The sequence below is a fragment of the Kitasatospora sp. NPDC023118 genome (assembly GCF_055560875.1).
In genome coordinates this window covers 40,447-65,431 of sequence record NZ_JBVHHW010000015.1, presented here as the reverse complement: position 1 = coordinate 65,431, position 24,985 = coordinate 40,447, and the positions used below count along the sequence as shown (strand labels likewise).

Here is a 24,985-nt window from a genome sequence, read left to right as displayed (position 1 = left end):
GTTGCCGAGGTGGCTGTCATTCACCTTGCCGAAAACAACGTGGACTCATTGCGGCTCCCGCGAGATCGGCCTACCCGAGTCACTGGACGCCCACGGTCGCTACCGCCCACGGTCGCTACCAGCCTGTCGCGGGTCCGCGGAGGGCGAGGCGGCAGCAGGGCCTGCCGAGTCACGGTCTGTCGAGGACGCGCAGCACCAAGCCGGTGGTCGGCTTGGGGCCGAAGGAGGTGGACTTCCGCGGCAGAAGGACCCCTGCCGCGGCCAGGTCCCGCACGACGGCCTCGGTCATCGGGGGCAGCAGGACGGCGGTGCCGCTGCCGGGCGCTGCCACGGCGGCCGTGGCCTGCCCGGCGTCGTGCACGTGGTGCACGGCACCGGGCAGGTCGGCCACCGACCAGGCGCGGCGCAGCAGCAGATGGTCGGCGACGGCGGCTGGCACCTGGCGCCACTGCGGGGGCATTCCGGCCAGGGCTTCGCCCAGCGCCTGCGGATCCGGGTCGCTGACGGCCCAGGCCCGTCCGCCGCCGGTGAGGATCAGTTCGCCGGGCTCCGGGCGGCGCGGCCCTCCGGGCAGCCACCGCACCCGTGCCACGTCCGCCGCCGCGGCAGCGGCCTTCTCCGCCTCGATGCCGGGAACGAGGCGGTGGATCGTCGCCACGTGCAAGGGATGCGTGGCGGTGTCCACCAGCAGGGCCGGGACGCGCTGCCAGGGGTTGGCGCCGGTGCCGTTCCGGTCCCGCAGCAACTGGCAGGCCGCGTGGCGGTGGTGGCCGTCGGCGATGAGGGCGTGACGTCCCGCCAGCTCCGCGGCGATGACGGCCTGGTCGTCGGTGCCGGTGCAGGCCCAGAGCGTGTGCGTGATCGCGCCGGTGCGGGCGGTGGCCACGGGCGGCAGGCCCGTGACGCGGTCCAGGACCCGGGCCGTGTCCCGTCGGGCGGAGCCGCCCGAGTCGTACGTGAGCAGCAGCGGCTCCGGCTGGGCGCGCAGTTCTGCCATGAGCTCGGCGCGGGCCGCGACCACCTGTGGCTGTACGTCCTCGTGCGGCAGCATCGCGGTGTCCCCGCTGCCGGGCAGTTCCACGGTGCCGATCACGCCTTGCTGCAACACCCTTTCGCCGATGCGCTGTTGGTAGACGTACAGGGCGGGCTGGGGGTCGCGCGCCAGCACGCCCCGGTCCAGCCACCGGTCCAGACGGGCGGCGGCGGCACGCGGATCGGGGTCGTGCAGCAGTTGGCTGATGTGGTGGGGCCTGGAGCGCAGGGCGTGGACGCCCGTCGCGCCGATCTCGTCGTACGGAGGGCAGACCACCGTGGAGAGGTCACCGGCGTGGCGGACGTCGTACCGAACCGCGCGGAAGGGGTGCAGCCATACGCCCACCCGGTCGCGGGCAGGGGAGAGCATCAGCGGGACTCCCCGCGTTCCGTCAGGAACACCTGGTCCGGGTGGGGGTGGGAGAGGAAGTCGTGGTGCGAGATCTCCCAGCCGTAGGCGCCCGCGTGGCTGAAGACCAGCACGTCCCCCACCCGCACCCGGGGCACGAGCACCTCGCGGGCGAGTACGTCCTTGGGTGTGCACAGCTCGCCCACCACGGTCACCGGTTGGTCGCGCAGCTCCGGACGGGGTACCTCCGAGTGCCATTCGTCGACCGGGTGGACGGTGAACGGGTGGCTGTGCTGCCAGGACGACGGGAGCCGGAACTGGTGCGTCCCACCGCGTACCAGGACGTAGGACACGCCGTGGTTCCGCTTGATGTCGAGCACTTCGACGGCGTAGCGGCCGCACGCGGCGGTCAGGAAGCGGCCGCACTCGAAGTCGATCTCCCGCCAGTGCGAGCGGAAGGTCTCCACCAGCGGGGCCAGCCCTCGGGTGAAGGCCATCCAGTCGAACTGTGCGTCCAGGTCCTGGTAGTTGACGCCGATTCCGCCGCCGACGTTGAGTACCTCGCACCGGATGCCGAACTCGCGTTCCCAGCCCATCACCTTGTCCCGGTACAGGCGCAGCATGTCCAGGTGCGCCTCCGGGGAGAGGTTGTTCGACAGCGAGTGGAGGTGGAAGCCGGCCAGTCTCAGCCCGGGCAGGGTGGTGGCGGCGCCGACGGCGTCGGCGAGCACGCTCTCGTCGATGCCGAACTGCGTGGGTCGCCCGGCCATCGCGAGGGTCGCCGTGGGGAACGGTCCGGCCAGGTTCACCCGCAGCAGCACGTCCGCCGTGACGCCGGCCTCGACGGCGGCCCGCGAGATCCGGTGGAGTTCGAGCACGCTCTCGGCGTGGAAGCGGGTGATCCGGTGGTGCAGGGCCTCGGCGATCTCGGCGGGGGTCTTCGCCGGTCCGCCGAAGATCACCGGGAGGTCGGCGTCGACCGCTCGGGCCTTGGCCACCTCGCCGCCGGACGCCACCTCGAAGCCGGCCACCACGGGCGCGAGCGCGCGCAGGATGGGTGCGGCGCTGTTGGCCTTCATCGCGTAGAACATCCGGCATCGCTCGGGCAGCGCGGCGACCACCTGTTCCACGTGAGCGGACAGGGCGTCGAGGTCGTAGCCGTACAGGCACACCGGCTCGTTGCGGCCCGCGCGGTCGGCGATCGTCTTGGTCAGTGCGTCGGTCATTCCGCTGTCCCGTCCGTCGTGCCGTCGTGCGTGCGGTGCTCATCCAGGTGCCTGCGCAGGGCACGGGCCGCCAGTCCCCGCTCCTCGCCGAGGACGAAGGCGGTGACGCCGGCCTTCCGCCATACCTCGTGGTCCTCCCGGGTGCGGGGCAGCGCGCAGTACGGCACGCCGTGCTCGGCGCACGCCGCGTGCATCTGCCGAAGGGCCCCGGTCACCAGCGGATGGCGGGTCTGCCAGGGCACCCCGTAGGACTGGGAGAGGTCGGCCGCGCCTTCGAGGACGAGGTCGACGCCTCCGCCGGCCAGGATCTCCGGCAGCGCCTCGACGCCCTCGGCGTCCTCGATCATCGCGATGACCATGACTTCGTCGTTGGCCAGCCGGACGTACTCGGTGAGGTCGATCAGCCCGAAGCCGGGAACCCGTCCGCCGTTGAGGCTGCGCATCCCCTCCGGCGCGTAGCGGGCGGCCCGGATCGCCGCGTCGACGTCGGAGCGCGACCGGATGTGCGGGACGACGATCCCCATCGCGCCCGCGTCCAGCGCGCGCAGGATGGCGCCGGGATCGGACTCGGGAACCCTGACGAACGGGGTCAGCCCGACCGCTTCGGCGGCGCGGATCAGGTTCTCCAGGGTCTCGGGGTCGACGAGCGTGTGCTCGCTGTCGAGGATGACGAAGTCGTATCCGGCGCAGCCGATCACCTCCACCAGGGCGGGGGCCGGGATCGAACAGAACAGGCCGTGGACCTCCTGCCCGTCCAGGAGTCTGTGCTTGACCGCGTTGGGCTTCAGCATCGGCGCTCCTGCGGCCCGGCCAGCGGGTTCGCCACGGCGTGCACTCGGAGCTCGGTGTCGGGCAGCAGTCGGCGGGTGGTCAGCTTCTCCACCTCGATGGTCGGCTTGAACACGTCGAACAGCTCGAAGCGGTCGTCGAGTTCGGGGAAGCGGTGCTGGTAGGCGCGGATCTCGTTCCGGACGTCGGACCAGAAGTCCCGCTCGTCGAGCTGGTAGGCGTCGGCCAGGAAGAGGCTCAGTTCCCCGAAGTTGATGAAGAAGAACGCGTCCAGCAGGAAGTCCGCCACCTGGTCCAGGTCGTCGGTCTCCAGGAACGAGTTGGCGTTGACGTGGTGGCCCGGGGGCGCCTCCAGCGCCGGGCACGCGTCCGGCTCGGCGAGGTGCTTGCGGGAGAAGCGGACGCCGTCGTGGAAGTCCTTCAGCGCCACGCGCTTCGGCATCGCGCCGTCGTGCACCAGCACCATGTTCTGGGCGTGCGACTCGCAGGCGATGCCGTGCTGGAAGAGCAGGTGCAGCAGGGGCAGGACGCTCGCCCGCACCAGGTGGCGCAGCCACGTCCGTACGCCGAGTTCGCGCACCCACGCGTCGATCAGCGGGGTGCCGTCGAGTTCGCGTGCCGTCAGCCCGGTGAAGGGCACGGCCCGCTCGCCGGGCTGGAGGAAGGGGTGCAGGCTCTCGCGCCAGATGCACGCCAGGGTGCCGTAGCTGTCGGAGCGGACCAGGTCGGCGGCGGGTGCGGGGGTGACGGCGGTGCCCATGACCTCGCCGAGGACGACCACCCGGCACTCGTCCCGCAGGTACGGGTCGCGCGCCACCACGCCGCGCAGCCAGTCCGACACCGCCGGCGCGTTGGACACGGTGTGCGGCGCGAGGACCCGGCTCGTCGAGGTGTTGACGATGGACAGGGCGAGCTTGAGGTAGGGGCGCTCGGGTACGTCGCGGCAGCTCAGCGTGCGGATGGACTGCTGCGCGGCGAAGGTGTGCGGGTCCTCCCCGAGCAGGATGACCTCCTGGCGGCGCAGTTGGTCCGCCCAGGTCGGCGCGATCTGTTCGCGCCACTGCCAGGGGTGGACGGGCAGGAGGGTGTAGTCCTGCGGGTCGCGTCCCGCCTCGGTGACGAGGAGCCTGAAGGCCGCAAGGGTGTCGGCGCCGAGCTGGGCGGCCAGGAAGTCGTCCTCGGCCAGCGCGTCGGAGGCGGCCACCCGGGAGATGTCTCGACGGGCCGCCACCCACAGCGGGCGGATCGGGCGCAGGAACTCCGGCCCGTACGCCAGGTTGTCCTCAAGGTCGAAGCCGATCCGGGACTTGTAGGCGGGGTGGTACCGGTGTCCGTCGGTGACCGTGCCTTCCAGGGTCTCGTAGTCGTGGTCGGCGAGCACGTCGCCCCGTTCGGTGCGGGCGTACTGGGCCAGTGCGTCCTTGACGAGCGTGGCCTCCAGCTCGCGGCAGAAGCGGGCAAGGCACTGCGGGTCGGCGGTCAGCGCCTGCCGTACCTCTCCCAGGAACCGGGTCACCGAGTCCGCCTCGGCGCTCGTACCGTCGGCGAGGCGACGGACCGGGTCCGGCCCGAGTGAGACGCGGTCGAACCCGTGCCTGCGGCGGGCGGTGAACACGTACTGGACCGCACGTCCCTGGTCGTCCGTGCCGTCCACGACCGAGGAGCCGTCCTCGGCGGTCGTCACGCGGATCGCGTCCTCGTAGACGAGGGATTCCAGCAGCTGGCGGAACAGCCTGCGCCGGACGGACACGTACGTCGGTGCGCGCAGCGCGTCGGCCACGAGTCGCGGGGTGGAGAGGGTCATCGGGTCACCTCGAAGAGAAGGTTGGGGACGTCCACGTAGCGGGGGTTCTCGCCGCGTCCGGCGAAGTAGCTGACCAGGTTGGCCTTGGCGGGCAGCACCGGGCGCTCCAGCAGGTCGGCCGCCGACGGGGTGTTGCTCGCCGCGAGTGTTTCGCGGGCGGTGCGCCAGAGCAGGGGCTCGTCGGCGTCGGTGTACCGGCCCAGCACGCTGATCAGGTGGCCGAGGTGGTTGGTGACCGCGTAGTACCGCAGGCGCAGCCAGGCTTCGGCGTCGTCGTAGAGCAGGGGGCTGTCCGGCGGTACGGTGCCCCGGCGGAGCCGTTGCCTGCTCACGGCGGCGCCTTCCAGGTCCCTGACCCAGTAGCGGGTGGGCCACCCGCCGTCGGTGTGCAGCAGGGAGTTCTGTGCGTGGGCCTCGAAGGCGACGCCGTCGCGGTCGAAGATCTCCAGCAGCGGGATCAGGGAGATGCCGAGGTAGCGGCGCAGCCATTGCGTCACGTGCTCGGCGGCCTGGGGTGCGCCCGGGTCCGGGGCGCAGCGGCGGACCTCATGGATCAGGTCCGGTATGTCGCCGTCCCGGTCCTCCAGCAGGCCGGCGAGCACGCGCGGGGCGGCCGAGCCGTCGGTGAAGGGGTTGTCCCGGTACAGCACGGAGAAGTCCGCGGCGAGCTCGTCGCCGACCATAGCCGGGTCCACGGTGCGGAAGCCGGTCTCGACCAGCGCGGCGAATCCCGCATGGTGCCAGCCGGGCGCGAGCTCGGCGACCAGGGCGCCGGCGTCGGTCGCGCGCATCAGGTGCGGGACCGGGTTGTTGCGGACGAAGTTGGTGATCCGCACGTGCAGGGGGAGCTTCCACGAGGCCGGGAAGGCGGGGTCGCAGACGGTGCGCACGGAGGAGGTCGGGTAGACCTGCGGGCCGATCGCGCCGAGGTCGGTGAGCAGCCCGTCGGCGGCGAGGCGGGCCACCGTCGGGTTGCTCAGGAGATACCTCGCCTGCCACGGGTGCACCGGGAGCAGCGCGTGGCCGTGGTCGTCCCCGAGCGCCTTCGCGGCCGTGGCGGCGACCGGTTCGGGAGTCCACTGGGCGGGTGCCACCCGGCGTTCGAGCAGGATGCTGTGGTGCACGGCGAACCAGTGCGGGACGAACGCGGCGCCGAGTTCGGGCGCGTAGGTCTCCAGTTCGTCGCCGAAGCCCTGGGTGCTCTTCGGCGTCGGGTGGAAGGGGTGGCCCAGCAGCACGGACTGCTCGGCGCGGCGGGTCAGTTCGTGGGGGGTGTCCGGGCGTCGGGTCCGCCGGTGCCCGAGGTAGCGTGCGGTGGCCGCGACACTGCTCTCGACCTGCTCGACGAGTACGCGCTTGCGCTCGGCCCCGTCGTCGGCCGGTCCGAACTCCTTGGCGGCGAGGGCCTCCGCCTCGTCCAGCACCAGCCGTACCAGTTCGTCGTGGCTCAGCGGGACACGCTCGCCGTCCGACTGTTCGAGCCACACCTGGCCGTCGAACGCGTGGTGGCCGAACACCGAGCGGTGGGGTACGGCCACGACGAGCGCGGTGCCCGCGACGGGCAGGCCGATGCGGCCGAGGCCGTCGCCGGCGGTGGTCAGGGGTACGCCGGACTCCCGGAGATAGCTGTTGAGCAGCCGCTGGTGCGCGGCCTGCTCCGCGCGGGACCGCGCCGCGGTGGTGTTGACGGGGGATTCGGTTGATGTCATTGCTTCACCTCGGAGAGGGCCGGGACGGCGAGCGCCGCCCGGAGAGGACGGTGGGGCCGTGGCCGGCGCGTGCTGAGTGCGGCAAGGCCCGCCGCCGCGATCAGCAGCGCGCCGATGACGGCGAAGGTGCCGGACGGGGGCAGCAGGCCGGCCACGGCCGCGCCCAGCAGCGGGCCACACACCTGGCCGCCGTCGAGCAGGCCGCTGGTGCTGCCGAGCGCGGCTCCGCGGGCCCGCTCGGGCACCACGTCGCAGACCACGTGCAGCACGGACTGGGCGAGCGCGGCGAAGCAGAACCCCTGCACCACCCGAAGCGGCACCAGGAGCCCCGGGGTCTCCGGGAGCCCCTGCAGGGCGACGGCCAGCGCGCAGCCCGCAGCGGCGACCGCGAAGCTCGTCGGCGCCGCCCTGCGGTCGTTGCGCCTGCCCCACCACGGGCCGCCGGCCAGGGAGGCGGCCCAGGTCGCGGCCTGGAGCACTCCCACCCAGACGGTCGCCGAGGACACCGACGTCGTCAGGTGTTGCACCCGCGGCGCGAAGACGACGACCAGGGCGTAGACGGCGGCCTGGCCCAGCAGACCGGCCAGGACCAGGGTGCGGCTGCGCGGATCGGCCGCGATCCGGCCGACCACCTCCCGTAGGGCGGGGCGCTCGCGCTCCCAGGACCGTTCTGCCTTCGGTGGCCTGCGCTGGGGCAGCATGGCCAGGGCCAGGACGGCGGCGACGGACAGCAGTACGGCCACGCAGCCGAACAGGGCGTCGAAGCCGAACCGGCCGGTGAGCAGGCTGCCGGCCAGAGGGCCCAGCAGCGATCCGGCGCCGGTCGCGCCGAAGAGGCTGCCCAGGGCGCGCCCGCGGCGGTTCGGCGCGGCCAGCGAGCTCGCGTAGGTCGCGGCGGCCGCGACGACCCCTCCGCACGCGCCCTGGAGGAGCCGGCAGGCGAGGAACTCGCCCGGGGTGTCCGCCAGGGCCATCAGGCCGACGGCCACGGCGAGGCCGGCGTGTGCGCGCACCACCATGGCCTTGTGGCCGTACCGGTCGCCCACCATGCCCCACAGCGGTGCGGTGACCAGCTGGGCGACCGCGGGCGCGGCGAGCGAGACCCCGGTCCACCAGGCCAGTTCGCCGTCGGGCAGCCCGAAGCCGGCAAGGTAGAAGGGCAGGAGTGGCACGACGACGGTGAGCCCGGCGATGGCGGCGAACTGACCGAACCACAGGATGCGTAGCGCCCGGCGGTCGGCGGCCTGCGTGTCCGGTATCACGGCAACACCGCGCTGACCGGCACCAGTGGGTTCGGCACGCGCCCGATGCCCGCCGGCATGCTGACGCCTGAGGAGCGGCCCTGGCGCAGGAGCGGTGTGAGGACCTGCCGGCTGGGCCACTGCCCGGCGCGCAGCACCTCGTCGTCGACGAGGCCGGCGACGTGCGCGGGTAGGTCGAGCCGGTCCAGGCAGGTTTCGACGGCCGCGCGCAGCTCGGCCCAGAGGATCCGCTCGTCGAGCCCGTGGTGCCGGGCGAGGGCGTCGGCGATGCCGTACAGGTTGACCTGGAAGCCCAGGGTCTGCAGGAACCCGAGCAGGGCCCGGGGTTCGGGCAGCGTCAGCGACTGCGGGGCGCCGGGCTTGATGCGGTATCCGGGATCCTCGGTGCCCGCCGCCGCCATCCACTGCGGGCACAGCCGCAGCGTGTCGTGGTCCCGGAGGACGAACTCCCGCACCCCGCCCCGGGCCAGGACGACGACGACGTTCTGTCCGTGCAGCTCCGGCAGGACGCCGTGGCGCAGGAATCCGAGGCCTATCGCGCAGAACGCCTCCGCGACGGTGCGGAACAGGCCGACGGGGTCTCCGTCGTCGAACCCGGCCGCGCCCAACGCCGGTGCCAGGACATCCCATTCGTGAGCCGCCAGAGCGGCCATCGGCAGCACCAGCGCATCCGGGTCGTCGAACAGGCCGGCGGGGTAGCGGCGGATCTGGGCGGCGAGCTGCCCCGGCCGGTCGGCGAACTCGTCGTCGCCGTCCGGGCTGCGCCAGCCGCACCAGGTGCGCTCGTCACAGACCCGCACGAGGGCGCCGAGGCGGGCGTCTGACCTCAGCAGGCGCTCCATGCAGTCCTGCGCCCGCTCGCCGTTGTCCAGGTAGCGGGGCGGCAGGAGCCGGGTGGCACCCAGCGTGGCGACGCCGAGCGGCAGTTTGAGGTGCAGGCCGGACTCCGGCGAGGTGGCGAGGGTGCGCAGCGAGGACGTCGGGTGGAAGCCGCCGAGCCCCCGGCTCAGCGGCACCACCTGGCGGTCCGCCAGCTCGGCCGCGAACTCCCTCGGCAGGACATGCTCGAACTGCCAAGGGTGGAGGGGCACATACCGGTACTCCTGCGCGTCCGCGCCGGCCCGGCGCGCGTCCTCGGCCAGCACGCTCAGTTCCCGCTCCTCCAGCAGCAGGTGGGCCAGTGCGCCGGAGGCCTCGCCGGTGCCGAGCCGCAGGCAGTCGCGGCGCACCGCGACCCAGTCCATGCCGAGCGGTGCCCGGCGCATGGGGCCGTACTGGTCGAGTTCGGCGGCCGACCAGCCCGCCGCCGCCCGCGCCGTCGGGTGGAACGGCCGGTTCCTGGTGGCCGCGAGGCGCTCGCCCGCCAGCACCCCGCCGGGGCGGGGCGCTGGGTCGGGCAGCGCGGCGTAGCCGCTCAGTGTCACCGTCGCGTGGTCGACGGCGGCCCGGAGGTCGCCGCCGACATCGGCCGTCCGTACACCGTTGTCCGCCTGCCCGGTGTCGAGGGCGGTCAGGACCTCGTGCGGCGCGAGGGGCTGCGGGAGCCCCGCGCCGTCGATGCGCCAGACCGGCCCGCGGGAGATCCGGTGGCGCTGCAGCGCGCCGCCGTCCCGTCCGCGGAACGCCAGGTTCCCCATGCGGCACCAGAATTCGCCGTCGACAAGCTCCGCCCCGGTCACCGGAGCGGTGTCCGTGACCGTCAGCGTGTCCGCGGCCCCGGCCGCGTTCTCCTGCACCAGCGTGTCGACCAGGTCGCGAAGGACCAGTTCGGTCGGATCGGAATACGTCATCGGCCGCATCTGTCAGTAGAGGTCCAGCCAGGTCCCCGCGCCCGCTTCGAGGGCCCGCCGGTACACCTCGGCGGCGCAGGCGATGTCCTCGACGGCCATGCCCATGGGGTTGAGCACGATGAGCTCGTCGTCCCTCTCGCGGCCCGGGCGCGTTCCCGCCAGGATCTCGCCGAGTTCGGCGTGCAGCTGCTCGCGCGAGAACTTCCCGTCGAGCACCAGCTGGTTGATGATCTTCTTCTCGCGGTTGCTCTGCTCCCAGTCGTCGACCACGACCTTGTCCGCCGCGAGGAAGACCTCCTTGTGGACGTCCATGATGGAGATGTTGGACAGGAAGGCCCCGTGCCTGAGCCAGTCGGCCTCGATGTAGGGCTGGTCGGTCACGGTGCAGGGGACGACGACGTCGCCCGCGCGCACCGCCTGCTCGGCGCTGTCGGCCACCACGGTGGTGACGTTCGGGTACTCCGCGCCGATGCGGTCGGCGAGCCGCTCGGCGGCCTCGCGCTGCTGGTCGTACAGGTGCACCGTCGCGATGTGGCCGAACTGCTCCAGCATGGCGAGGATCTGGGTGGTGCCGATCACGCCGCAGCCGACCAGCGCGACATCGGTGAAGCCCTCACGCGCCAGGTGGCGCGCGCCGAGCACGGTGACGCAGGCGGTGCGCCAGGCGTTGATCAGGCTGCCCTCCAGGAGGGCGACCGGGTAGTTGGTGGCCGGGTCGTTCAACACGATGACCGCGCTGGCGCGCGCCATTCCACGCGCCGGGTTGTCGTGCTTGCTGCCGATCCACTTCAGACCGGACATCCCCGGCTCGCCGACGTGAGCGGGCATCGCGATGATCCGGTCGGCGATGTGCCCCTCCTTGCCGTGCACCCGCAGGTACGGCTTGAGCGGCTGGACCGTCTTGCCCTGGGCGTGCAGCACCAGGGCGTCGGTCAGGGCCTGGACGTAGAGGTCGGAACGGTCGCCGCCGACGGAGGCGACGTCGCTGCGGCTGAGGTAGAGGATGCGGGGCTTGTCCGCGTCGGACGGCGTCGTCGAGCTGGTCACGGGTTCTCCTTGGTTGATGGGGTGGCGTGGTGACGGAAGGTCAGTGCGCTGCCAGGGCGGCGGCGGATGCCCGGCGGGAGCGCATCCGCTCCAGCCAGTCGTCGTCGTAGACGAGGTCGAGGTAGCGGTCACCGCGATCGGGGAAGATCGCCAGTACGCGGCCGGGCGAGGGCAGTCGGGGCAGCGTGCGCCGGACCGCGGCGACGACCGCGCCGCTGGAGCCGCCGGCGAAGATGCCCTCCCGCTCCAGCAGTTCGCGGCACGCCTCGGCGGCCTCCACGTCGTCGACGTGGACGACGTCGTCGATCTCCTCCGGCCGCAGCAGTTCCGGGACCCGGCTCGATCCGATGCCCGGGATCTCGCGCGGCGCCGGCGTGCTCCCGAAGATCACCGAGCCGACCGCGTCGACCGCGATGACCCGCAGGTCGGGGAAGCGTTCCCGGAGCCGGCGGGAGCAGCCGAGGATGCTGCCCGTGGTGCTCACGGGTGCGAACAGGTAGGACGGCGGCCGAACCAGCTGCTCGACGAGCTCGCCGCCGACGCCGTGGTAGAAGGCCTGCCAGTTCCGGTCGTTGGCGTACTGGTTGATCCAGATCGCGCCGGGAATCTCGGCCACGAGCTCCTTGACGCGGCGGATCCGGGTGTGCAGGTAGCCACCGGCCTCGTCCGGTTCGGACACGGCCTCGACGGTCGCGCCCAGCTGACGCAGCAGGGTCACGTTGGCGCTCGTCACCTTGGGGTCGACGACGCAGACGAACCGCAGTCCGTGGACGAGGGCGGCCATCGCCAGAGCGATCCCGAAGTTACCGGAACTGCTCTCCACGACAGTACTGCCCGGCTTGATGGATCCCTCGGCAAGCCCCGCCTCGATGATGTAGCGCGCCGAACGGTCCTTCATGCTCCCGCCCGGGTTCATCAACTCCAGTTTGGCCAGCACCTCGACGCCGGGCTCGGGGAAGAGCCGCCGCAGGGCGACGACCGGAGTGTTTCCCACACAATCGAACACGGACTCGCGGACCGACTCGCGGACGGATGGCACATGGGCAGTTTCGATGACAGCTTCGGCGGTCACGGTGATCCTCGATTCGATGTCCCGGCTCGGAGGCGGGACATGACGATGGACGCGGACATGTCGACGACGTCCACGGAAACGTTTAGTAAGGTAAGCCTATCCTTGCTAACTGTCAATGCGGCCCAGGTCACGCGGGGTTACCCGGCGGTATGAGGTGCCGAGAGAACTTAGGGATGCCTAACATTGCCTTCCATGTCCACCCCGAGGCCATCACCGCATCTGCGGCTCGCCATAGGTGCGCTCGCCGCATTTCTCCTACTCGTCGTCACCATCGGATTCGGTATCGCCGTTGGCAGTCGCGCCCTGCCGCCGTCCGAGGTGCTGAGTACCCTCACCCACCGCGGTGAGACGGACGCGTCGGTCATCGTGTGGCAGCAGCGGATCCCCCGCACGCTGCTCGGCGTCCTCGTCGGCGCCGCACTGGCGGTCGGGGGAGCCCTGGCCCAGGGGATCACCCGCAACCCACTGGCCGACCCGGCCCTGATGGGCGTCTCGTCCGGGGCGGCGCTGGCCCTCGTCCTCGGTTCGTACGTGTTCGGCGTGAGCGCGCTCGCACCCCAGATCCTGATCGCGGCGTTCGGCGCCGCGGCGGTGGGAGGAGTCGTGCTGTCCCTGGCCGGTTACGGGCGTGGCGGGTTGGCGCCCACCTCGCTGGCGCTCGTCGGGCTCTCCGTGTCGGCGCTGATCGTCGCGGTCATCTCCGTGCTGGTCCTGCTGGACGCGCAGACCCTGGACGAGTACCGCTACTGGCTCGTCGGGGCCCTGGCGGGCAAGGGGGCCCCGACGGTGACCGTCGTCGCTCCGGTGATCCTCGTCGGCCTGCTGATGCCCGTGTTCGCCGTACGCGGCCTGGACGCCCTGGCGTTGGGCGAGGACGTGGCGCGCGGCCTCGGCATCCGGGTCGACCGCGCGCGCCTGCTCGCCGGGGCCTGCGTCGTCCTGCTGACCGCGACCGCCGTGGCGGCGGCGGGCCCCATCAGCTTCGTCGGCCTGGTCGTTCCGCATGTCGCACGGGCCGTCACGGGCCCCCGGTACGGATGGCTGCTGCCCTACGCGGCGCTGTTCGGCGCGAGCCTGCTGGTGGCGGCCGACGTGGTCGGCCGGCTGGTGGTCCGCCCCGGGGAACTCCAGGTGGGCGTGGTCACCGCACTGGTCGGAGCTCCGCTCGTCCTCGTCCTGCTGAAGCGGTCGAAGGTGGCGGGGGCGGCGCTGTGAAAACCTCTCAGGTTGCGCTGGTCCGCTCCGGACCGTCACTGGTGGCCCGGGTCCGCCTGGGCTCGGTGAGCATGCTCGTCCGCCCACGTGTGGTGGCCGTCAACGGCGCACTGTCGGTCGTGGTCCTCGGCCTGTTCTGCGTCGCCGTCGCCGTCGGCACCCGCTGGATCCCGCTCGACCAGGTGCTGGCGGCGCTGGTCGGGAAGGCGGACCCGGCAACGGCGCTGATCGTGCAGCAGTTCCGCCTGCCACGCGTGGTCGTGGGGGCCCTGGTCGGTGCCGCACTGGGCCTGTCGGGGGCGCTGGTCCAGGCGGTCACGCGCAATCCGATCGCGGCCCCGGACGTCCTCGGAGTGAGCGCGGGCGCCAGCCTCGGCGGGGTGCTGGTGCTGCTCGCCTTCGGCGGGACCACGTTCGGGTCCGGCGGCGCGGCGGCCGGGCTGTCCCGGATCGGAGTGCCACTGGGCGCGATCGTCGGGGCGTTCGTCGCGGCAACGCTCATCCTCGTGGTCGCCGGTGATCACGGCGGCAGCGGAGGCCATCTGACGTTCAGTACGCACCGGGTGGTGCTGGTCGGAATCATCTGCCACTCCGCCTTCATCGGCCTGCTGCACTGGGGACTGGCCGCCGGGGACGTCGACCAGGCGGCCAAGGCCTCGGTCTGGCTGGTGGGGAGCCTGCACGGCCGCGGCTGGGAGCACGTGACCGGGGTCGCAATGGCCCTGGCCGTGCTGTTCCCGATCGCCCTGGTCCTGGGCAGGCGACTGAACGCGCTGGCCCTCGGCGAGTCGTCGGCCGCCACCCTCGGCGTGCCGGTCGCGCGCAGCCAAGTCGCGCTGTTCGCCGTCGCGTTCGCGCTCACCGGGACGGCCGCCGCGGCGGCGGGGCCGGTGGCCTTCGTCGCGCTGCTCGCCCCCCAGATCGCTCGGCGGCTGGTGCGCTCGCCCGCCGTACCGCTCGTCACGTCGGCATTGACTGGTTCGGCCATGCTGCTCGCCGCCGATCTGCTGGCACGCCTCGCGGTCCCCGGCATCGAACTCCCCGCAGGCGCCGTGACGGCCCTGGTGGGAGCCCCCTACCTGTTGTGGCTCGTCATTCGTTCAGGAGGCACCCGATGACCTCGACAATCCGGACACCGGTCACCGGCTCGACTGCCACGTCGAGTCTGCGCACCGAGGGACTGCGTCTCGCCTACGGACCGGACCGTGTGGTGGTCCCCGGCCTCGACCTCGACCTGCCCCACGGCGCCGTGACCGCGGTGATCGGGGCGAACGGCTGCGGCAAGTCGACGGTCCTGCGCGCCCTCGCCCGCCTGCTGCGGCCCGTCTCCGGACAGGTGCTGCTGGACGGACACGACGTGCACCACCTGCGCACCCGCGAAGTGGCCAGACGCCTGGGCCTGTTGCCACAGTCGCCCGTCTCCCCCGAGGGCCTCAGCGTGCGCGACCTCGTCCGCCGCGGTCGGACACCCCATACCTCGCTGCTGCGCCAGTGGTCGGAGGAGGACGAGGCCGCCTTGACCGCGTCCCTGGAGGCGACCGACCTGGTCGAGCTCGCCGACCAGCCGGTCGACGCCCTCTCCGGCGGCCAGCGGCAGCGCGCCTGGCTCGCGCTGGTCATCGCCCAGGAAACCCCCTGGCTGCTGCTGGACGAACCCACCACCTTCCTCGACATCGCGCACCAGATCGACGTGCTCGAACTCGTCCAGCGGCTCAACCGGCAGCAGGGGCGTTCCGTGGTGATGGTGCTCCACGACCTCAACCAGGCCTGCCGGTACGCCGATCACCTCGTCGCCATGCGAGCGGGCAGCGTGGTCGCCGCCGGCCCGCCCGCCGAGATCGTCACCGAGGAACTGGTGGCGACGGTGTTCGACCTGCGCTCGCGGATCGTGCCCGACCCTGTCACCGGGACCCCGCTGGTCGTCCCGGTCGGTCGCGCGCGGTGATGTCTTCCCACTGTCGATCACGGCCGGAATGCCGTACAGTCCTCACGTTACTTAGGTTTGCCTAGCCTAAGTCAGGAACCGAGAACAAGGAGACGTCATCGTGCGTTCACGCTCCCGACGGCTCGGCACCCGGGTGGCCGGCGTGCTCGCCGCGCTGGCCATGACCGCGGGTCTCGCCGCGTGCGGCAGCAGCGCGGAGCCGAACCAGGACTCGAAGCCCAAGGCCGGTGCCGAGGCGGACGCCGGGTTCCCGCGAACCGTCAAGCACGACAAGGGCGAGACCACGCTGAAGACGCGCCCCGAACGGATCGTCGCCCTCGACCCCAGCCTCGTCGAAGCCACCCTCGCGCTCGGCGGCAAGCTGGTCGGTGGCGTCGGCAGCTACAACAACAAGCGGGACTTCCCGCCGTACCTGGGCGACAGCGTCAAGGACGTCAAGAACGTCGGACCGCTCGAATCCCCGGACCTCGAAGGGATCGCCGCGCTCAAGCCTGACCTGATCGTCTCGGCGAGCGTCCGTCACGAGGCCATCTACGACAAGCTCTCCGCGATTGCGCCGACCGTGTTCGTCAAGACCACCGGCCCGACCTGGAAGGACAACATCACCAAGCTCGGCGAAGCGCTCGGCGCCGAGAAGCAGGCCGCCGACTCGCTGGCCGCCTACCAGAAGCGGGCCGCAGCGGTCGGCAAGGAGATCAACGACAAGGCCGGCAACCCCCAGATCTCGGTCGTGCGCTTCATGAAGGGCTCCACCCGGCTGTACGGCAAGGCGTCCTTCACCGGCATCATCCTCTCGGACATGGGCCTGGCCAGGCCGAAGTCCGAGGACGTGGACAAGTTCGTGGTGGAGGTCAGCGAGGAGCAGATCCGCGAGGCGGACGCCGACCACATCTTCGTGTCCACCTACGACGGCGGCAACGAGTCCAAGGAACGCTTCCTCCGCAACCCCCTGTGGGGTCAGCTCGACGCGGTGAAGAAGAACCAGGTCCACGAGGTCGACGACGCGACCTGGATCCAGTCGGTGAGCCTACAGGGCGCCACCATCACGCTGGACGACCTGGCCAAGACCTTCGGCGTCGACCCCCAGCGCGGCTGAGCCGCCCTGGCGCGAGGGGTGGCGGTTCGGAGGAAGCGCCACCCCTCGCGGTTCATCACGAGGGTCGAGGTCATTCAGGGCGGCGGGTACGGCCGCCATCCCTCTTCCCAGAGGTTCCATGAGACCACGTCAGTTCTCCCCCGAACAGAACGGAGGACTCGCATGAGCCACGCCCGCCCCCTCTGTCCGCTCCCCCAGCCAATCGACAACCCGGAGCAAATCGCCCGCCTCGACATACGCCGAACCGACCGACTCGGCGGCCTCTTTCACGAGTACCAACATGCGGCCTGAGCAGGGCGGATGACATTTCCGGCAAGAACAGGCCTGCTGGCGACGCTGCGGCCCTGAACTGCGTTCGCCCGCAGGCCGGTTGGTCAGGCCCCGTCGGCCGCCGCCGCCGCGAGGGAGTCCAGCACCGGGCGGATCAGCGGGTGCCCGTCGGCCCCCGCGCGGACGGCGGCGAAGACCCGGCGGGTGGCCAGCTCGCTGTCCACCGGCCGGACGGCGACCCGGGCGAGGTCGACGCCGCGCAGCGCGGAGCGCGGCACCAGGGCGACACCGGAGCCGGCCGAGGCCAGCGCGACCACGGCGCGGAAGTCGTCGGAGGAGTGCAGCAGCCGGGGCTGGAAGCCGGCGTGCTCGCAGGCCAGCAGCACCACGTCGTGGCAGGGGTTGCCCGGGTAGGGGCCGATCCAGGGATCGCCGGCCAGGGCGGCCACGGCGAGCGGCCCCTCCTCGGCGGCCAGCGGGTGGACCAGCGGCAGGACGGCCTCGAAGGGCTCGGCGTAGAGCGGGACCCGGGTGAGCCGGGCGTCGTCGGCGCGCGGGGCGCCCCGGTACTCGACGGCCACCGCGAGGTCGGCCCGGCCGTCCAGCACCATCGGCAGGCTGGCGTCGCCCTCGGCGTCCAGCACCTTGAGCCGCACGCCCGGGGCGCGCTCGGCGAGCAGGCCGATCGCCGGGGCGAGCACGTGCGAGATGCCGGTGGCGAAGGAGGCGACGGTGACCTCGCCCGCGACGCCCGCGCTGTACGCGGCGAGGTCGGCCTCGGCGCGCTCCAGCTGGGCGAGCACGGCGTCGGCGTGGCCGAGCAGGATCTCCCCGGCGGCGGTCAGCCGCACGCCCCGGCCCTCGCGGGCCAGCAGGTCGTGGCCGGTCTCCTGCTCCAGGGCGGCCAGCTGCTGGGAGACCGCGGAGGGGGTCAGGTAGAGGGCGGCCGCCGCGGCGGTCACGGTGCGGTGGTCCGCCACGGCCCGCAGGGTCCGCAGCCGTCGTGCGTCGATCACGGACCAATTCTGCCAGCGCGGCGGAGTGGACCGGCCGGGAGCCGTTTCGGGCCGCAGTACCACCGGTGGCGTATTTCGGGCGGAGATCGCTTCGGCCCGTTGACCGTCGCGCTCGATCGGCGCTTGGCTCTTGGCCGGGCCGGGCCGCTGGGGATCACAGGGATTCGAGGGCCCGGCACTCGTCATCAGGGGAGGATGTCCATGACCACCGCTCGTTCCCGCCGCTGGCTGGCCCGTACCGGCTGCGTCCTGCTGGCCGCCGTCGTGGCCGGCGCCGCGATGCCGGCCGCCGAGGCCCGCCCGCCCAAGGGCGACACCGCCCGGGTCAGCGAGGGCACCAAGGGCGAGCAGCTCAACGGCCCGTCGAACACGCTCGGCCTGAGCGCCGACGGCCGCTCCGCGCTGTTCTCGTCGGCCGCGACCGACCTGCTGCCCGTCGACGGCGCCCCGAACGCCAGCGAGGTCTACGTACGGGACCTGCGCAACGGGCACATCGAGCGGGTCAGCGTCGCCGACGACGGAGCGCAGCTGAACGCACCCACCTCGGACGCCTCGATCAGCGGCGACGGCCGCTACGTCGCGTTCAGCACCACCGCCACCAACGTGGTGCCCGGCCAGGCGAAGCACCAGAGCGACGTCTTCGTCCGCGACCGCTGGACCGGCCGCACCGAGCTGATCACCACCGGCAACCTCACCACCACCGACGACGAGACCATCCGCGGCGCCGACAGCCCCACACTGAGCCGGGACGGCCGCTACATCGCCTACGCCTCCAACCGCACCGACCTGGCCCCCGGCGTGCGACGCGGCAAGCAGAACGTCTTCGTCACCGACCGCTGGACCCACACCACCCGGCTGATCACCACCGGCTTCGACGGCAACACCGCCGACAACAACTCCTTCGGCCCGACCATCAGCGCCGACGGCAGCACCGTCGGCTTCACCTCCCGGGCCGGCAACCTCGTCCCGCCGCCGCCCGCGACCGCCCCGGCCGCCGCCGCTGAACTGGCCGGCCCCCGGTTCTACCCGTACTTCGTCTGGAAGGCCGACACCGGCAGGACCACCGGCGCCAGCCTGGACGACACCGGCTCCCTGGCCGGCACCGGCATCGACGCCCGGATCAGCGCCGACGGCCGCTACGCCCTCTACGGCCTGCCGGTCTACGGCGCCGGCAAGCCCGGCTCGCACGGCATCCGGATGGACCTCTACGCCCTTGAGCTGGCCACCGGCAAGCGCACCCGGCTCAACACCTTCCTGCCCGGCACCACGACCACCGGCGGCTCCTACGACCCGGTGATGACCTCCGACGACCGCTGGGTCTACTTCGACTCCGACGCCGACAACCTGGTCCCGGGCGACACCAACCAGCAGACCGACGTGTTCCGCCGCGACCTGTGGACCGGCCGGATCGAGCGGGTCAGCCTCACCGAGGACGGCGCGCAGGCCACCGGCGGCTCCTACAACCCTCGCGTCGACGCCAGCGGCGACACCGTGGTCTTCGACGCGGAGGACGGCAACCTGGTGGCGGGCGACACCAGCACCTTCACGGACGTGTTCCTGCGCCGACTGTGATCCACGCCGGTGGGTGGGACCGGGCCGCCACCCGACCCCACGCCGCTTACAACAGTTGACGTATCTTCCGATCGAGTTCATCTCAGCTGTTGACCAGCGGCCCACGACCAAGGCGAGGACGACCGACCCCGGAAACCGCGAACGGGGGTGGGACGCCGGTGCGGGCCGGCGCCCCACCCCCGTGGCGGGAGGGTGCGGCAGGTGGTTGGCGGGCCGTGTGGTGGAGGCGAAACGATTCGCCTCCACCGCACGGCGGTTGTTCGCCCGCGGGCCGGTCCGGTTCCGAGCGGTCCGGCCCGCGGGCAGTCGGTGCGGGCCCCTGCCGGGCCCGGCGGGGGCTACTCCCCCAGTGCGGCGCGCGCGTCCACGAAGGCCGCGACGGCGCGCTCGACGTCCTCCGTGGAGTGCGCCGCGGACAGCTGCACCCGGATCCGGGCCTGGCCGTGCGGGACCACCGGGTAGGAGAAGCCGATCACGTACACCCCGCGCTCCAGCAGGAGCTCGGCGAGCCGGCCCGCCTTGGCCGCGTCGCCGATCATCACCGGGGCGATCGGGTGGTCGCCGGGCAGGATCTCGAAGCCGGCCTCGGTCATCCTGCCGCGGAACAGCGCGGTGTTGGCCGCCAGCTTCTCGCGCAGCTCGTTGGACTGCTCGACCAGGTCGAGCACCTTCAGCGAGGCGGCCGCGATCACCGGGGCCAGCGAGTTGGAGAACAGGTACGGGCGCGAGCGCTGGCGCAGCAGGGCGACGATCTCGCGGCGGGCCGCGACGTAGCCGCCGGAGGCGCCGCCGAGCGCCTTGCCGAGGGTGCCGGTGATGATGTCCACCCGGTCCATCACGCCGTGCAGTTCCGGGGTGCCGCGGCCGCCCGCGCCGACGAAGCCGACGGCGTGCGAGTCGTCGACCATGACCATCGCGTCGTAGCGGTCGGCCAGGTCGCAGATCTCGCGCAGCGGGGCGACGTAGCCGTCCATCGAGAACACGCCGTCGGTGACGATCAGGCGGCGGCGGGCGTCCTGGGTCTCCTTGAGCTGCTGCTCCAGGTCGGCCATATCGCGGTTGGCGTAGCGGTGGCGGCGAGCCTTGCTGAGCCGGATGCCGTCGATGATGCTGGCGTGGTTCAGCGCGTCGGAGATGACGGCGTCGCGGCCGTCCAGCAGGGTCTCGAAGACACCGCCGTTGGCGTCGAAGCAGGAGGAGTAGAGGATCGTGTCCTCCTGGCCGAGGAACGCCGAGAGGCGGTCCTCCAGCTCCTTGTGCACGTCCTGGGTGCCGCAGATGAAGCGGACCGAGGCCATGCCGTAGCCCCAGCGGTCCAGGGCGTCCTTGGCGGCCGCCACCACCTCGGGGTGGTCGGCCAGGCCGAGGTAGTTGTTGGCACAGAAGTTCAGCACCTCGCCCGGGCGGCCGCCGCCGGTGACGGTGACCGCGGCACTCTGCGGGGTGCCGATGACCCGCTCGGGCTTGAACAGGCCGGCCTCGCGGATCTCGTCGAGGGTGGCGGCGATGTCGGCGCGCACGTTGTCGAACACAACAGGCTCCTTTTGCGTCAGCGGGGTGCTCAGGCGGTCCAGTCGAGGATGATCTTGCCGCAGTTGCCGCTCGCGGCGTCGTCGAAGGCGGCCTCGAAGGCGTCGGCGGCGTAGCGGCCGGTGATCACCGGGCTGAGGTCCAGGCCGCCCTCCAGCAGCACGGACATCGCGTACCAGGTCTCGAACATCTCGCGGCCGTAGATGCCCTTGATGGTGATCATCGAGGTGACGATCGAGGCCCAGTCCACCGGGAACTCCTCGGCGGGCAGGCCCAGCATGGCGATCTTCCCACCGTGGGTCATGTTGGCGATCATCGACTGCATCGCCTCGGGGCGGCCGGACATCTCCAGGCCGACGTCGAAGCCCTCGCGCAGGCCCAGCTTCTGCTGGCCCTCCTCGATGGTGTGCTCGGCGACGTTGAGCGCCAGCGTCACGCCGACCTGGCGGGCCAGGTCGAGGCGGTACGGGGAGACGTCGGTGATCATCACGTTGCGGGCGCCGGCGTGCTTGGCGACGGCGGCGGCCATGATGCCGATCGGGCCGGCGCCGGTGACCAGCACGTCCTCGCCGACCAGCGGGAAGGACAGCGCGGTGTGCACGGCGTTGCCGAACGGGTCGAAGATCGCGGCCACGTCCAGGTCGACCGGCACCCGGTGCACCCAGACGTTGGAGGCGGGCAGGGCCACGTACTCGGCGAAGGCGCCGTCGCGGTTGACGCCCAGGCCGACGGTGTTGCGGCACAGGTGGCGGCGGCCGGCCAGGCAGTTGCGGCACTTGCCGCAGACCAGATGGCCCTCGCCGCTGACCAGGTCGCCGACCGCGATGTCCGCGACGCCGGCGCCGATCTCGGCGACCTCGCCGACGAACTCGTGGCCGAGCACCAGCGGGGTCTTGATGGTCTGCTGCGCCCAGCCGTCCCACTTGCGGATGTGCAGGTCGGTGCCGCAGATGCCGGTCCGCAGCACCTTGATCAGCACCTCGCCGGGGCCGATCTCGGGCTTCGGGACGTCGATCATCCAGAGACCGGGCTCGGCCTTGTGCTTGACGAGTGCCTTCACGGGCGACGGCTCCTGACGTGCGGGTGGGACGGCCTTCGAGGGTCGGGCAGGCCGAGTGGCCCGGTTCGGCCGCCGATGACGGGCGCACTCCGGGCAGGCAGAAATCTGCCTGGTCAGGGCGGGTGTGGTCCATCGAGGAATTCTTAAGGGCGGCCACAGCTGGGCTAAACGATCGTGCCCGAGCTGGGGCCCGGGATGGGGGCGGCATGCCGGTGCTCACCCGTTCAGCCGAGCGCGGGGCGCCGTCCGCGACACCAACCGGCGGGCGGGCCGGGGTACTTGACAGCTGGGGCGGGTTGCTTGGGCCCTTGCCTGGGCCGTTGCCGGGCCGTTGCCGGGCCGTTGCCCGGGGCGCCGCCCGGGACCTTGCCGGATCCGACGGAATCCACGAGACACGCCGTGGCCGCCGGCCGGACCGGTCCACCCGGGTGGGGGTTGGGTCCGTTCGGGTCACCACGACCGCGGCCGACGCGCGGGCGGCCGGCGGCGGTGCTTACGGTGGCGACGCTCCCCCACGGCCCCGTGGAGCAGCGCTCCGGAGCCGCTTCGCCAAAGGGCCGACCGCCCCAGAGAGGCGCTCTCGACACATGACCCAGACCCGACGGCCACGCCCGGCCACTTCCCGCTCCGCCGGCCGCGCGACCGCGGCCGCCCTGGCCCTGACCGGACTGCTCGCCACCGCGGCGTGCTCCGGGGACGCCGAGCCCGCGCGACAGGCCGCCAAACCGGCGGTCACCGCCGAACCGGCCGCGCTCAGCCCGTCCGCCACCGCCTCGATGAGCCCCTCCCCGGGCAACGCCTCCTCGGGCGCGGTGGTACCGCTGACCCCCGACGTCACCTCCCGGCTGGACGCCGCGATCCAGCGGGTGATGGGCCAGGCCTCCGTCCCCGGCATCTCGGTCGGGATCCTCACGCCCGGCGGGACCTATCAGAAGTCCTTCGGCGTCGCCGACAAGACCACCGGAACCCCGATGGACCCCGGGCTCTTCAGTCGGATCGGCAGCGAGACCAAGACCTTCACGGCGACCGCAGTGCTGCGCCTGGTGGACCAGGGCAAGGTGGGCCTGGACGACCCGATCTCCACGTACGTGGACGGCGTCCCCGGCGGCGACGGGATCACCGTACGCCAGCTCGGCGACATGCGCAGCGGCCTGTTCCCGTACAGCTCCGACCCGGACTTCGTGAACGCGCTGATCAGCGACCCGAACCGGGTGTTCACCCCGGACCAGCTGCTCGCGTACGGGTACAAGCACCCCGCGGTGTTCCCGCCCGGCACCAAGTTCCAGTACAGCAACAGCAACTACATCCTGCTGGGCAAGCTGATCGAGAAGGTCGGCGGGCAGCCGGCCGGCGACTTCCTCAAGGACCAGGTGTTCACCCCGGCCTCGCTGGGCAAGACGAGCTTCCCCGTCGACGGGAGCATGCCCGACCCGCACGCCCACGGCTACACCAACCAGACGCCCAACGGGGACATCCGGGACGCCACCGACTTGAACCCGTCCTGGGCCTGGACCGCCGGAGCCGTCATCTCCACCCTCGCGGACCTGGAGAGTTGGGCGAAGACGATGGCCACCGGCGCCCTCCTGAACCCGGCCACCCAGGCCCAGCGACTGAAGACCCTGCCGACCGGCGACCCCGGCGTCACCTACGGCTTCGGGTTGTTCGACAACAACGGGTGGATCGGGCACAACGGCTCGATGCCGGGCTACGAGAGCGTGGCGGTGTACCTGCCGGACGCCCAGAGCACGCTGGTGATGCTGCTCAACACCGATGTGCTGTACCGGGGTTCGGAGCCGTCCTCACTGTTCGCGAACGAGATCACCAAGATCATCTCGCCGAAGAACGTCTACTCGGTCCCGCCGGCCACCGCCGCGCCGTCGGCCCCGGGCTCGGCGTCCGGCTCACCGTCGACCCCGAGCTCGCCCTCCGGCTCGGCGTCGGGCTTCGCGCCGGGCTCGCCCTCGGTCCCCCCGGGTGGAGCGTCCGGCGGCGGCTCGCCCTCCCTGCCGACCGGCAACGCGCCCTCCACGGTGCGGGCTTGATCCCTGCGGCACGCCTGAGGCCCGACCCGGATCGCCGGGTCGGGCCCTCCTGTTCTGATGTTCCGTCACATACCCAGCACCTTGGCGAGATCGTACGAGACCGGCTCCTCCAGCCGCGCGTAGGTGCAGCTCTCCGGCGATCGGTCCGGCCGCCAGCGGCGGAACTGCGCGGTGTGCCGGAACCGGCTGCCCTCCATGTGGTCGTAGGCGACCTCGACCACCCGCTCGGGGCGCAGCGCGATCCAGGACAGGTCCTTGCCGCCGGTCCAGCGGCTGACCGCGCCCGGCAGCCTCCCCTCGGCGTGCGCGGCCTCCTCCGCCCAGGCGCCCCAGGGGTGCTCGGACAGCTCGGCCATCCGCAACGGGGCCAGTTCCTCGACCAGTTCGCGGCGGCGAGCCATCGAGAATGCGGCGCAGACGCCGACGTGCTGGAGCTTGCGTTCGTCGTCGTAGATGCCGAGCAGCAGCGAGCCGACCACCGGGCCGCTCTTGTGCTCGCGGTATCCGGCCACCACGCAGTCGGCGGTGCGCTCGTGCTTGATCTTGAACATGGTCCGCTCCCCCGGCCGGTACGGCTGGTCCAGCGGCTTGGCCACCACCCCGTCCAGCCCGGCGCCCTCGTACTCGGCGAACCAGGTCCCGGCGAGGTCGCGGTCGGTGGAGGCCGGGGCGGTGAACACCGGGTCGGCGGCCCCGGCGAGCGCCGCCTCCAGAGCCGGGCGGCGCACCGACAGCGGCTCGTCCACCAGCGAGTCGTCACCGAGGGCGAGCAGGTCGAAGGCGACGAAGGAGGCCGGGGTCTGCTCGGCGAGCAGCCGCACCCGGCTCGCCGCGGGGTGGATGCGCTCCAACAGCTCCTCGAAGCGCAGCCGGCCCTCCCGGGCGATCACCACCTCGCCGTCCAGCACGCAGCGGGGCGGCAGCTCGCGCCTGAACGCCTCGACCAGCTCGGGGAAGTACCGGGTCAGCGGCTTGCCGGTGCGGCTGCCGAGCTCGACCTCGTCGCCGTCGCGGAACACGATGGTGCGGAAGCCGTCCCACTTGGCCTCGTATTGCATCCCCGGCGGGATCTCGGCCACCGACTTGGCGAGCATCGGCGCCACCGGCGGCATCACGGGCAGGTCCATGTGACCGATCCTCGCCCGGTTCGCCTCGGGAC

At 72.2% G+C, this 24,985-nt stretch carries 19 protein-coding genes; 6 read left to right on the top strand and 13 right to left on the bottom strand.

The window, feature by feature from the left end:
- Positions 1 to 169: 169 nt before the first annotated feature.
- The 9 genes from ACZ3UD_RS20710 to sbnA are packed head-to-tail and all read right to left on the bottom strand — an operon-like array spanning position 170 to position 12,002.
- Positions 170 to 1,402, bottom strand: coding sequence for a DUF1015 family protein (locus ACZ3UD_RS20710; RefSeq protein ID WP_465589410.1), 1,233 nt, complete (start codon positions 1,400 to 1,402; stop codon positions 170 to 172).
- Positions 1,402 to 2,607, bottom strand: coding sequence for a type III PLP-dependent enzyme (locus ACZ3UD_RS20705; protein ID WP_465589407.1), 1,206 nt, complete (start codon positions 2,605 to 2,607; stop codon positions 1,402 to 1,404). The genes ACZ3UD_RS20710 and ACZ3UD_RS20705 overlap by 1 nt, the downstream gene beginning before the upstream one ends.
- Positions 2,604 to 3,398, bottom strand: a complete 795-nt coding sequence (locus ACZ3UD_RS20700) for an HpcH/HpaI aldolase family protein (protein ID WP_465589404.1) — start codon at positions 3,396 to 3,398, stop codon at positions 2,604 to 2,606. The genes ACZ3UD_RS20705 and ACZ3UD_RS20700 overlap by 4 nt, the downstream gene beginning before the upstream one ends.
- Positions 3,392 to 5,200, bottom strand: a complete 1,809-nt coding sequence (locus ACZ3UD_RS20695; protein ID WP_465589401.1) for an IucA/IucC family protein — start codon at positions 5,198 to 5,200, stop codon at positions 3,392 to 3,394. The genes ACZ3UD_RS20700 and ACZ3UD_RS20695 overlap by 7 nt, the downstream gene beginning before the upstream one ends.
- The gene (locus tag ACZ3UD_RS20690) at positions 5,197 to 6,909 is read right to left on the bottom strand and encodes an IucA/IucC family protein (RefSeq protein WP_465589398.1); all 1,713 of its coding nucleotides are present in this window, start codon (positions 6,907 to 6,909) and stop codon (positions 5,197 to 5,199) included. Before ACZ3UD_RS20690 ends, ACZ3UD_RS20695 begins: the two co-directional genes overlap by 4 nt.
- Positions 6,906 to 8,171 carry an MFS transporter gene (locus ACZ3UD_RS20685; RefSeq protein WP_465589395.1) on the bottom strand — a complete coding sequence of 422 codons (1,266 nt, stop codon included), beginning with the start codon at positions 8,169 to 8,171 and terminating at the stop codon, positions 6,906 to 6,908. The genes ACZ3UD_RS20690 and ACZ3UD_RS20685 overlap by 4 nt, the downstream gene beginning before the upstream one ends.
- A complete protein-coding gene (locus ACZ3UD_RS20680; protein ID WP_465589392.1) occupies positions 8,168 to 9,961 on the bottom strand; it encodes an IucA/IucC family protein in 1,794 nt (597 codons plus the stop codon). The genes ACZ3UD_RS20685 and ACZ3UD_RS20680 overlap by 4 nt, the downstream gene beginning before the upstream one ends.
- A gap of 12 nt (positions 9,962 to 9,973) precedes the next feature.
- Complete coding sequence (sbnB, locus tag ACZ3UD_RS20675; RefSeq protein ID WP_465589389.1) at positions 9,974 to 11,008, bottom strand: 2,3-diaminopropionate biosynthesis protein SbnB; 1,035 nt, start codon at positions 11,006 to 11,008, stop codon at positions 9,974 to 9,976.
- Positions 11,009 to 11,048: 40 nt separating this feature from the next.
- Positions 11,049 to 12,002 carry a 2,3-diaminopropionate biosynthesis protein SbnA gene (sbnA, locus tag ACZ3UD_RS20670; protein WP_465589386.1) on the bottom strand — a complete coding sequence of 318 codons (954 nt, stop codon included), beginning with the start codon at positions 12,000 to 12,002 and terminating at the stop codon, positions 11,049 to 11,051.
- Positions 12,003 to 12,272: 270 nt separating this feature from the next.
- Between sbnA and ACZ3UD_RS20665 the strand changes: the two genes are divergently transcribed.
- The 4 genes from ACZ3UD_RS20665 (at position 12,273) to ACZ3UD_RS20650 (ending at position 16,336) form a co-directional block, all read left to right on the top strand.
- The gene (locus ACZ3UD_RS20665; RefSeq protein WP_465589383.1) at positions 12,273 to 13,295 is read left to right on the top strand and encodes a FecCD family ABC transporter permease; all 1,023 of its coding nucleotides are present in this window, start codon (positions 12,273 to 12,275) and stop codon (positions 13,293 to 13,295) included.
- On the top strand, positions 13,292 to 14,413 hold the full coding sequence (locus tag ACZ3UD_RS20660; protein WP_465589380.1) for a FecCD family ABC transporter permease: 1,122 nt from the start codon (positions 13,292 to 13,294) through the stop codon (positions 14,411 to 14,413). Before ACZ3UD_RS20665 ends, ACZ3UD_RS20660 begins: the two co-directional genes overlap by 4 nt.
- Positions 14,410 to 15,240: an ABC transporter ATP-binding protein gene (locus ACZ3UD_RS20655; RefSeq protein ID WP_465589377.1), complete on the top strand. Its 831-nt coding sequence runs from the start codon at positions 14,410 to 14,412 to the stop codon at positions 15,238 to 15,240. The genes ACZ3UD_RS20660 and ACZ3UD_RS20655 overlap by 4 nt, the downstream gene beginning before the upstream one ends.
- 100 nt (positions 15,241 to 15,340) lie before the next feature.
- Positions 15,341 to 16,336: an ABC transporter substrate-binding protein gene (locus tag ACZ3UD_RS20650; RefSeq protein ID WP_465589374.1), complete on the top strand. Its 996-nt coding sequence runs from the start codon at positions 15,341 to 15,343 to the stop codon at positions 16,334 to 16,336.
- Positions 16,337 to 16,710: 374 nt separating this feature from the next.
- Here ACZ3UD_RS20650 and ACZ3UD_RS20645 read toward each other — a convergent pair whose 3' ends face one another.
- Complete coding sequence (locus ACZ3UD_RS20645) at positions 16,711 to 17,622, bottom strand: LysR family transcriptional regulator (protein WP_465589371.1); 912 nt, start codon at positions 17,620 to 17,622, stop codon at positions 16,711 to 16,713.
- 201 nt (positions 17,623 to 17,823) lie between these two features.
- Between ACZ3UD_RS20645 and ACZ3UD_RS20640 the strand changes: the two genes are divergently transcribed.
- Entirely contained in the window at positions 17,824 to 19,194 is a 1,371-nt protein-coding gene (locus ACZ3UD_RS20640; protein WP_465589369.1) for a TolB family protein, read from the top strand.
- Positions 19,195 to 19,532: 338 nt separating this feature from the next.
- Here ACZ3UD_RS20640 and ACZ3UD_RS20635 read toward each other — a convergent pair whose 3' ends face one another.
- Both ACZ3UD_RS20635 and tdh read right to left on the bottom strand, forming a co-directional pair.
- Positions 19,533 to 20,726, bottom strand: a complete 1,194-nt coding sequence (locus ACZ3UD_RS20635; protein WP_465589366.1) for a glycine C-acetyltransferase — start codon at positions 20,724 to 20,726, stop codon at positions 19,533 to 19,535.
- A 29-nt stretch (positions 20,727 to 20,755) separates the two neighbouring features.
- Positions 20,756 to 21,784, bottom strand: coding sequence for an L-threonine 3-dehydrogenase (gene tdh, locus ACZ3UD_RS20630; RefSeq protein WP_465589363.1), 1,029 nt, complete (start codon positions 21,782 to 21,784; stop codon positions 20,756 to 20,758).
- 587 nt (positions 21,785 to 22,371) lie between these two features.
- On the opposite strand from tdh, the gene ACZ3UD_RS20625 reads away from it, so the two are divergent.
- Positions 22,372 to 23,826 carry a serine hydrolase domain-containing protein gene (locus ACZ3UD_RS20625; RefSeq protein WP_465589360.1) on the top strand — a complete coding sequence of 485 codons (1,455 nt, stop codon included), beginning with the start codon at positions 22,372 to 22,374 and terminating at the stop codon, positions 23,824 to 23,826.
- Positions 23,827 to 23,891: 65 nt separating this feature from the next.
- Here the strand turns inward: ACZ3UD_RS20625 and ACZ3UD_RS20620 are convergent, their stop codons facing one another.
- Positions 23,892 to 24,953 (bottom strand): ATP-dependent DNA ligase, encoded by a 1,062-nt coding sequence (locus ACZ3UD_RS20620; protein ID WP_465589357.1) that lies wholly within the window; start codon positions 24,951 to 24,953, stop codon positions 23,892 to 23,894.
- Positions 24,954 to 24,985 lie beyond the last annotated feature (32 nt).